The 8,093-nt window shown below is 72.4% G+C and carries 10 protein-coding genes; 6 read left to right on the forward strand and 4 right to left on the reverse strand.

Going from position 1 to position 8,093, the window contains the following annotated elements; translation table 11 throughout:
• Nucleotides 1-46: 46 nt before the first annotated feature.
• The 4 genes from E1293_RS48130 to E1293_RS41215 all read left to right on the forward strand — a co-directional run bounded on the left by E1293_RS48130 (nt 47) and on the right by E1293_RS41215 (nt 3,988).
• Entirely contained in the window at nt 47-853 is an 807-nt protein-coding gene (locus E1293_RS48130) for a hypothetical protein (RefSeq protein WP_165978633.1), read from the forward strand.
• A 237-nt stretch (nt 854-1,090) separates the two neighbouring features.
• A complete protein-coding gene (locus E1293_RS41205) occupies nt 1,091-1,798 on the forward strand; it encodes a hypothetical protein (protein WP_132204626.1) in 708 nt (235 codons plus the stop codon).
• Nucleotides 1,799-2,196: 398 nt separating this feature from the next.
• Nucleotides 2,197-3,123 (forward strand): NAD-dependent epimerase/dehydratase family protein, encoded by a 927-nt coding sequence (locus E1293_RS41210; protein ID WP_132204628.1) that lies wholly within the window; start codon nt 2,197-2,199, stop codon nt 3,121-3,123.
• 7 nt (nt 3,124-3,130) lie between these two features.
• Nucleotides 3,131-3,988 carry an RNA polymerase sigma-70 factor gene (locus E1293_RS41215; protein WP_132204630.1) on the forward strand — a complete coding sequence of 286 codons (858 nt, stop codon included), beginning with the start codon at nt 3,131-3,133 and terminating at the stop codon, nt 3,986-3,988.
• A gap of 123 nt (nt 3,989-4,111) precedes the next feature.
• Here E1293_RS41215 and E1293_RS41220 read toward each other — a convergent pair whose 3' ends face one another.
• Entirely contained in the window at nt 4,112-4,963 is an 852-nt protein-coding gene (locus E1293_RS41220; RefSeq protein ID WP_165978634.1) for an alpha/beta fold hydrolase, read from the reverse strand.
• A gap of 27 nt (nt 4,964-4,990) precedes the next feature.
• Here E1293_RS41220 and E1293_RS41225 point away from each other — a divergent pair, with 27 nt between their 5' ends.
• Nucleotides 4,991-5,491, forward strand: coding sequence for a metallophosphoesterase family protein (locus E1293_RS41225; RefSeq protein WP_243717332.1), 501 nt, complete (start codon nt 4,991-4,993; stop codon nt 5,489-5,491).
• Between the two features lie 72 nt (nt 5,492-5,563).
• Nucleotides 5,564-6,397: a crotonase/enoyl-CoA hydratase family protein gene (locus E1293_RS41230; protein ID WP_132204636.1), complete on the forward strand. Its 834-nt coding sequence runs from the start codon at nt 5,564-5,566 to the stop codon at nt 6,395-6,397.
• Between the two features lie 46 nt (nt 6,398-6,443).
• On the opposite strand, the gene E1293_RS41235 is transcribed toward E1293_RS41230, so the two are convergent.
• The 3 genes from E1293_RS41235 to E1293_RS41245 all read right to left on the reverse strand — a co-directional run.
• The gene (locus E1293_RS41235) at nt 6,444-7,286 is read right to left on the reverse strand and encodes a patatin-like phospholipase family protein (protein ID WP_132204638.1); all 843 of its coding nucleotides are present in this window, start codon (nt 7,284-7,286) and stop codon (nt 6,444-6,446) included.
• Between the two features lie 74 nt (nt 7,287-7,360).
• Entirely contained in the window at nt 7,361-7,726 is a 366-nt protein-coding gene (locus tag E1293_RS41240) for a DUF2752 domain-containing protein (protein WP_243717334.1), read from the reverse strand.
• Nucleotides 7,727-7,843: 117 nt separating this feature from the next.
• Nucleotides 7,844-8,093: CD225/dispanin family protein (locus E1293_RS41245; protein WP_132204640.1), on the reverse strand; the 250-nt coding region annotated here is incomplete at its 5' end.

Here is an 8,093-nt window from a genome sequence, read left to right on the forward strand (position 1 = left end):
CCCCTGAGATCTCCCCGCGAAACCCCCCCACTACGAGGAGGCACGAATGCAGAACCCCGGACTCGGCGAGGTCGCTCTCACCCGCCGCGGAGTCCTCGGCTACGCGGGCGCCGCGACGCTCGCCGGAGCCGCCGTCCTGGCCGGGGCCCGCCCCGCCGCGGCCGACGCACCCGCCTACCGGTTCGACCTGCTCTTCAACGTCCCCCACACCGACAACATGCAGGGCCTCGCCTACGCCCGCGGGCGCTTCTACGTCGGCTTCGACGTGGGCGACGGCCACGGCGTCATCCGCGAGTACGACCGCGACGGCACCACCCTCAAGGAGAGCGCACCGCTCGCCGTCGGGCACGCCGCCGAGGTCAGCGTCCGCGACCGTGACGGGCTCCTCTACATCGCCACCGGCGGCGGGACGAACCCGACCAAGGTCAACGTCGTCGACTGGCGCGGCGAGCCGGAGGTCGTCCGCACCATCGACTTCGGCTCGCTCGGCAACTCCGGCCTGGTCGCCGTCGACAACCGGCGCGACGGCCTGCTCGTGCACGCCGGGCCGGGCGACCAGGGCCCGTTCGTGTTCGCGTTCACCGACCTCAAGGGCACCGTCCGCTCGACGTTCGACCTCGGCTACCAGGGCGTCCCGCAGGGCCTGGAGATGGCCGGCGACAAGATCCTCTACTACACCAACGACACCATCACCGTGCTGGACCGGGCCGGGACGATCCTGGACGCGATCACGATCCCGCTGACCGGGGAGAGCGAGGGCCTCGCCGTCGCGCCCGCCGGCCGCGGCACCCGCGTCCTCTTCGGCTACAACAAGCCCAACCGCGTGTACGCCATGAAGCCCGTGTTCCGGTAGCAGGCCAGGCGCGCGGCCGGGCCTCCGTCCGCACCTCCCGTCCCGGCCGCGCGCCATCCCGCAATATCTGCGCACGATATCCGCATTTTCGGCCGTCGATATCGCAGTCGGCTTAGTGCTCGGACTCCGCAAATTAGCGGCGTCCGATAAAACGTGAGAATTTCTCCGATCGGGTCTTGATTTCCGCCACCACTCGGGTAGAAAAGGGCAACTCTATCTCCCGAGGAGGAAACCCCCGTGAAAGCTCCCATCAGGCTGGCCGCGCCATTGGCGGCCGCCTCCGCGGTACTGGCCCTGACGGTGCCCGCCGCCTCCGCCGCCACCACGACGCTCCGCGAGGAGACCGCCACCGGAGCGCCCTACTCCGGAAACTGGCAGGTCTCCACCGTCGGGCCGCTCGAGTTCTCCGTCGACTTCCTGGGCTCGAAGGTCACCGGGTCGTGCGACGACGCGAAACTGCAGGGCAGCGTCGTCTCCACGGGCGCCGGCGAACTGACCGCCGCGTCGGTCGGCGCGTGCCGGACGTCCAACGGCCTCAGCTCCCCGGCGACCGACCTCGACCTCGGCGACCTGCCCGAGGACAGCGGCGACGTCGCCTACGATCCCGTCGCGGGCGGACGCGACGGCACCCTGTCCATCAACGGCGACCTGCGCTTCAAGATGGAGGGGCAGGTCCTCGGCATCACCATCACCTGCTATTACGGATTCCGGACGGGTGACACCGACGGTCTCGTCTTCGACGTCTACAACCGCGACAACCCGAACCGCCCGCTGCCCGGCCAGGACGATGCCCAGGGCAGTTCCGACAACATCACGCTGGTGCGGGAATCGGGCAGCAGCGGCCTCTGCCCCTCCAACGGCACCGGCAGCGGCGCCGCCATCGCTCGCGGCGAGAGCACGCCCGGCGCCGGCGTCTTCGACCGCAAGCTCTACCTGACCTCGTAACGCGGGCGCGGCGCGGAACGGAGCGGCGGCCGGTCCCCGGGGCCGGTGCAAGGGAGTGGAATCCACCTCGGGGCCCGGCCGCCCTCCCCTGAGCCCTTTCGCGGACTCACCTCGCGGTGCTGGGTCGCCGTGTCGGAACGACCGGGGGCGTACGGCCGGAATCCACTTGGACGAACGCGAGGAGTTCGAGCCTAACTCCACTGGTCAGCGCTGTGTAATGACAGCGTGCTTACAGTTGTTTCCCACTCGTGTCCGAACCGGGCCGTCGCAAAATCACCCACCTCCCGAACGGTGTGGCCTGAATCACGCCGCGGATCGTCACGCCCGGAAGACCTGGCCCGTCCTGTTGCCGGAACCATCGTTTCCCGGCACCCGCCGGGACGGACCAGGGAGTCATCATGCGCGTTCTCGTCGCGGGATCGACCGGCGTCATCGGAAGCAGGCTCGTCCCGCTCCTGGAGGCCGTCGGGCACGACGTCACCGGCCTCGCCCGCACCACCACCCGCACCACCGGAAAGGTCGTCACCGCCGACGCCTTCGACCGGGACGGCCTCGCCCGGGCGGTCGCCGAGGCCGCACCGGACGCCGTCGTCAACCTGCTCACCGCCATCCCGGCCGCGCCCGACCCGAAGCACCTCGCGCGCGACTTCGCCGCCACCAACCGGCTCCGGACCGAGGGCACCCGCAACCTCTACGACGCGGCGGCGCAGGCGGGCGCCACCCGCGTCCTCGCCCAGGGCCTCGCCTACGCCTACCAGCCCGCCGACGGCCTCGCGGACGAGGACGCGCCGCTCTGGACCGACCGCACGCCCAAGCAGTTCGCCCCCGTCCTGGAGGCTCTCGTCGAACTGGAGGGACTGACCGCCGACGCCGGCGGCCTCGTCCTGCGCTTCGGCCACCTATACGGGCCCGGCTCCGCCTACGCGCCCGACGGGTCGTTCACCGCGCAGGTCCGCGCCGGGAAGGTCCCCATCGTCGGCGGCGGGCACTCCACCCTGTCCTTCACCCACGCCGACGACGCGGCCACCGCCCTTGTCGCCGCCTTGGACAAGGACGTCGCGGGTGTGCTGAACGTCGTGGACGACGCGCCGGTCACCATGGGCGAGTTCATCCCCGCCTACGCGCGGATGCTCGAAGCGCCCGCCCCCAAGCGCGCCCCCGCCGCGCTCGCGCGGCTCGCCGTCGGCCCGTGGGGCGTGGCGTTCATGAACGGACTGCGCGGCGCCGCCAACACCCGCGCCCGCCTCCGCCTCGACTGGCGGCCCAGGTACGCGTCCTGGCGGGACGGGATCGGTGCTTCGGGCGACGCCGCCGGCACGGCATGATCGTCCCATGGACGCGACCGGCTTCGAGGAGCACCGCCCGCTCCTGCTAGGGCTCGCCTACCGGCTGCTCGGCAGCATGTGGGACGCCGAGGACGTCGTGCAGGAGGCGTTCCTGCGCTGGACCCGGACCGACGCCGCCGAGGTCCGGGACCGGCGCGCCTACCTCGTCACCATCGTGTCGCGGCTGGCGCTCGACCAGCTCCGCTCCGCCCGCGTCACGCGCGAGGCGTACACCGGCCCGTGGCTGCCCGAACCCGTCCCGTCCGGCGTCTTCGGGCCGCTGGAGACCGCCGAGATGACCGACACGGTCTCCTACGCGACCCTGCACATGATGGAGCGGCTCTCACCGCCCGAGCGCGCCGTGTTCGTTCTCCGCGAGGCGTTCGAACTGCCCTACGACCAGATCTCCGAGATCCTCGACGTGCCTCCCGCGACCTGCCGCCAGCACCATCGCCGAGCGACCGCCCGCCTGGCCGAGGGCCGCGACCGGTTCCACCCGACGCACGCCGACCACACCGAGCTCCTGGACCGGTTCCTGGACGCCGCGCGCGGCGGAGACCTCGACACGCTCACGAGCCTCCTCGCCGAGGACGTGGTCGCCTGGAACGACGGCGGCGGCCGCACCCGCGCCGCCCTCCACCCGGTCGAGGGCCGCGAGCGCGTGGCCGCCTTCATCGCCGGCCTGTCGTCCCGCTACGGCATCGGCGCGACCACGATCGTCGAGGCCAACGGCGCCCCCGCCGTTTGGACCCACGTGGACGGCCACGAGCAACTCGCCGTCTTCGACATCCGCGACGGCCGGATCCACGGCGTCTACGCCGTCCTGAACCCGGACAAACTAACCTTCATCCGCCCACCCGCCTGACCCGCCGACCCCGCCCACCACGTCAGCCGACGGCGCAGGCCACATGGCCGCGCAGGCCACATGACGGCGCGGGTCGGGGCGACGGCGCGGGTTTCACGGCAGGGCGGGTCGGGTGGTGTCGGCTCACGGCTCCAGGCGGAGGAGGAAGTCGCGGAGCAGGGCGATGGCACGGTCGGGGTCCTCCCGGAAGACGCCGTGGCCGGTGTCCGGGAGAACATGGAGCGCCGGCGTGTTCGGGAGTGCGCCGGCGAGGCGGCGGGCGGCCGACGCCGTCGCCACCGGGTCGTCCTCGCCGTTCATGATCAAGGTGGGGCAGGCGACGCGGTCCAGGTGCGGCCACGGGTCGAACTCGGCGGCGAGCGTGTGACGGAAATGTTCGATGACGTCGCGATTCCACCGGATGCGAGCAAGCCTGTTCGCGGCGTCCGGGTCGCCGGCCGGGCGCTGGGAGTACAGGGGCAGGCAGACGCGCTCCCAGTCGTCCTGGACGTCCTCGCCGTCCCAGTAGCGGCGGGCGATGTCGCGGGCCTCGGTGCCGCCGAGGCGTTCGAAGACGGCCAGGCGCTCGCCGGCCGGGCCCGGCATCACACTGTCGAGCACCATTCCGCTGATGCGGTCCGGGTGCCGGTGCGCGACGGTCAGCGCGACCCAGCCGCCGCTGGACGTCCCGACGAGGACGGGGTCGTCGATGCCGAGCGCGTCGCAGAAGTCGATGACGTCGTCGGCCCAGCGCTCCCACGTCCACTGCGCGGGCTCGCCGATGTCCGACCGGCCGCTGCCGCGCTGGTCCAGGTAGACGACCTGTGCGAACTCGGCGGCGGGTCCCAGCACCGGTTTGAACAGCGAGTGGTCGGCGCCCGGACCGCCGTGCAGCGCCACGATCACCGGACGTTCGGACATTCCCGTGCCATCCGGGACGAGCCCGGCGCCCTCGACGTCGAAATACAGGCGCACACCGCCGATGTCGATCCGCATCCGGCCCATTCTGCTCCGTGCGGGACAATGGGAGGCGTGAGAGCGGTGGTCGTCTCCGACACGCACGCGCCGCGGCGGTGGAAGGCGTGCCCGCCGCGGGTGGCGGAGCACCTGCGGGACGCGGACGTCATCCTGCACGCCGGTGACGTCTGCGTCGCGCCCGTCCTGGACGAATTAGGGGAGTACGCGCCGGTCCACGCCGTCCTCGGCAACAACGACGGGCCGGACGTCGCCGACTGGGGCGCGCCGGAACGCCTCGAACTGGACCTGGACGGGCTCGCCGTCGCGATGGTCCACGACAGCGGCCAGGCCCGCGGCCGCACCGCCCGGATGCGGCGCTGGTTCCCGGCCGCCGGCCTCGTCGTCTTCGGGCACTCCCACATCCCGCTCGACGAGACGGGCGACGGCGTCCGCATCTTCAACCCCGGGTCGCCGACCGACCGGCGCCGCCAGCCGCACGGCACCCTCGGCCTCCTCGACATCCACGACGGCCGGCTCACCCGGGCGCGCATCGTCCCCGTGACCTGACCGGCGCCCTCGACTTGCGAGGCGGCGCATGGAATCGTCCCCCCAAACGATGATCGAGAAGAGGGACCCGGCATGACCGACCGCGTCACCGTGAACGTCCACGAGGGAGTCGCCGACGTGCGGCTCAACCGTCCCGACAAGCTGAACGCCATCGACATGCCCACGTTCGAGGCGCTCGCCGAGACGGGGGACGCGCTCGCCGGCGACCCGTCCGTCCGGGCCGTGGTCCTCTCCGGTGAGGGCCGCGCCTTCTGCGCGGGCCTGGACTTCGCCAACTTCGCCGCCATGGCGGGCGACGGCGCTCCGGGCGGCGGCGCCGCGCGGTTCAAGCGGCTGGCGCAGGACATCACGGCGCGCGAACCGGGCCGCATCACCAACCTCGGCCAGCAGGCCGTGCACGTCTGGCGGGAGCTGCCGCAGCCCGTCATCGCCGCCGTCCACGGCCACGCCCTCGGCGGCGGCCTGCAGATCGCGCTCGGCGCCGACATCCGGATCGTCGCCCCGGACGCGAAGCTGTCCGTGCTGGAGATCCGCTGGGGACTGGTGCCCGACATGACCGGCACCGCCGCGCTGATCCGCCTCGTCGGTGAGGACGTCGCGAAGGAGCTCACCTTCACCGGCCGCATGGTCACTGGGGAGGAGGCCGCGCGGATCGGCCTGGCCACCCGCACCGCCCGCGACCCGCACGCCGCCGCGACCGAACTCGCCCGGGAGATCGCCGGCAACAGCCCCGACGCCGTCCGCGGAGCGAAGCGCCTGCTCAACCGCGCCGCGGACGTCGACCTCGCCGGCCAGTACCTCGAAGAGTCCCGGGCCCTCGGCGGACTGCGCGGCACCCCCAACCAGGTCGAGGCCGTTCACGCCTACTTCGAGAAGCGTCCGGCCGTGTTCACCGACCCGTCCTGACGCGGCACCGGCCCGCGCGGGCTCGTCCGCGCGCGGGCCGCTCCGCCTAGTCCCAGAGGGCACCGATCGCCGCGGCCGACGCCTTACCCTGCGCGAGCCCGGCCTGCGCGGATGGCGTGCGGGTGGACGGCGACAGGGGGTCGATGCCGAACGCGGTCAGCGCGGACTCGTCAGGCTCGATCACATCGACCCGCCCGCCCTTGCCCTCCACGGCGACGATGTCCGCGGCCAGCCCCGGGTCCTCCATCGGCGCGATCACCAGGACCCGCTCGCAGCCCGCGGCGAGGCCCAGGTTGGTCAGCGAGTGGACCCCGCCGTCCACATACCGGATGCCGCCGATCGTCACCGGCGGCCAGACCATCGGAACCGCGCAGCTCGCGGCGACGGCGTCGACGAGCGGAACGCCCGAGTCGCGGTCGAACACGCGGCGATCGCCGGTCAGCGCGTTCACGGCCGTCACCAGGAGCTTCCCGGCAGGCCACTCGTGGACGGGCAGCCGTCCCTCGATCACCGAGCGGCGCTCCGCCTCATCCACTGTGGGGGTGGCCAGGGCCCGCGCCCCCAACGCGCGGCGGACCGCCGCCGGGTCGTCGTTCTCCTGCGCGAGCCTCGTCCAGGTCTCCGCGAACTCCGCGACCGTCACGTCCCCGGACGGGACGAGTTCCCGGTTCTGCGACGCCGGGTCGGCCTGGCGCTCGAACAGCTCGTCCAAGGACAGGCCACTGCCGATCTGCGCGCCCACGACGGAGCCCGCCGACGTGCCGACCAGCAGATCCGCACCGGTGACGTCCGCGCCCTCGGCGGCGAGCCCGGCGAGGACGCCAGTCAGCCAGGCGATGCCCGCGACGCCCCCGCCCCCGAGCACGAGTGCCCGGCGATTGTCATTCATGATCAGCCCCTTCGGTCGTGACCGTCAGAGCGTAGGGCGGCGGTAGGACATTCCCGCGGCAGGGACGGCCCTGGTCAGGCAGCGAGGAAGGAGCCGAACGGCAGGTTACGGACGAGCCAGAAGACGACGATCGCCCCGAACAGGCCCCAGATCAGGGCGGGGTGGGCCGCCTTCGTACGGGTCGGACGATCCAGGGCACGGGCCCGCGCCCACCTGAGCCAGAAGACCGCCAGGAGCGGGAGCATCACCACGGTGAGAACGTTCAGGCCGAACGCCTCCTGAACGTGACCGTGGGCGAGCGCGTGGACGGTCCGCATCGAACCGCAACCCGGGCACTGGAACCCGGTCAGCGCGAGGAAGGGGCAGGTCGGATAGTGGCCTTGCTCATTCGGGTCGACCGCGGCGACGAAGGCGACGGCCGCGACGGTGACGAGCAGCACGCCACCGGGCCGGAGCAGCCGCCCCGCCGGCGTCGAAGGCCGGCGCGAGCCCTTCCTCCGCCTGGGAACGGGCCCGCCCCGCGAATGCAGGACGGGCCACCGCTCGCTCATCATCGATCAGGTGCCGCTGTTGGCCATGGCCACGAAGAAGTAGATGACACCGACGATCACGCCGACGACGGCGGACACGATCGCCCACGTCTTCGCGTTGTTGGATGCCCGGTGCGCACCCGCGTGGTCCCCGGACATCCACTTGGAGTTGACCTGCGCCGCATAGACGATGGACACGATCCCGGCGGGCAGGCAGCAGAGGATCGTCGTCGCGATCGCCCACGCGAGGTGGTTCGGAGGCGGGGCGCTGTAGCCG

The organism is Actinomadura darangshiensis, from assembly GCF_004349235.1.
GTDB lineage: Bacteria > Actinomycetota > Actinomycetes > Streptosporangiales > Streptosporangiaceae > Spirillospora > Spirillospora darangshiensis.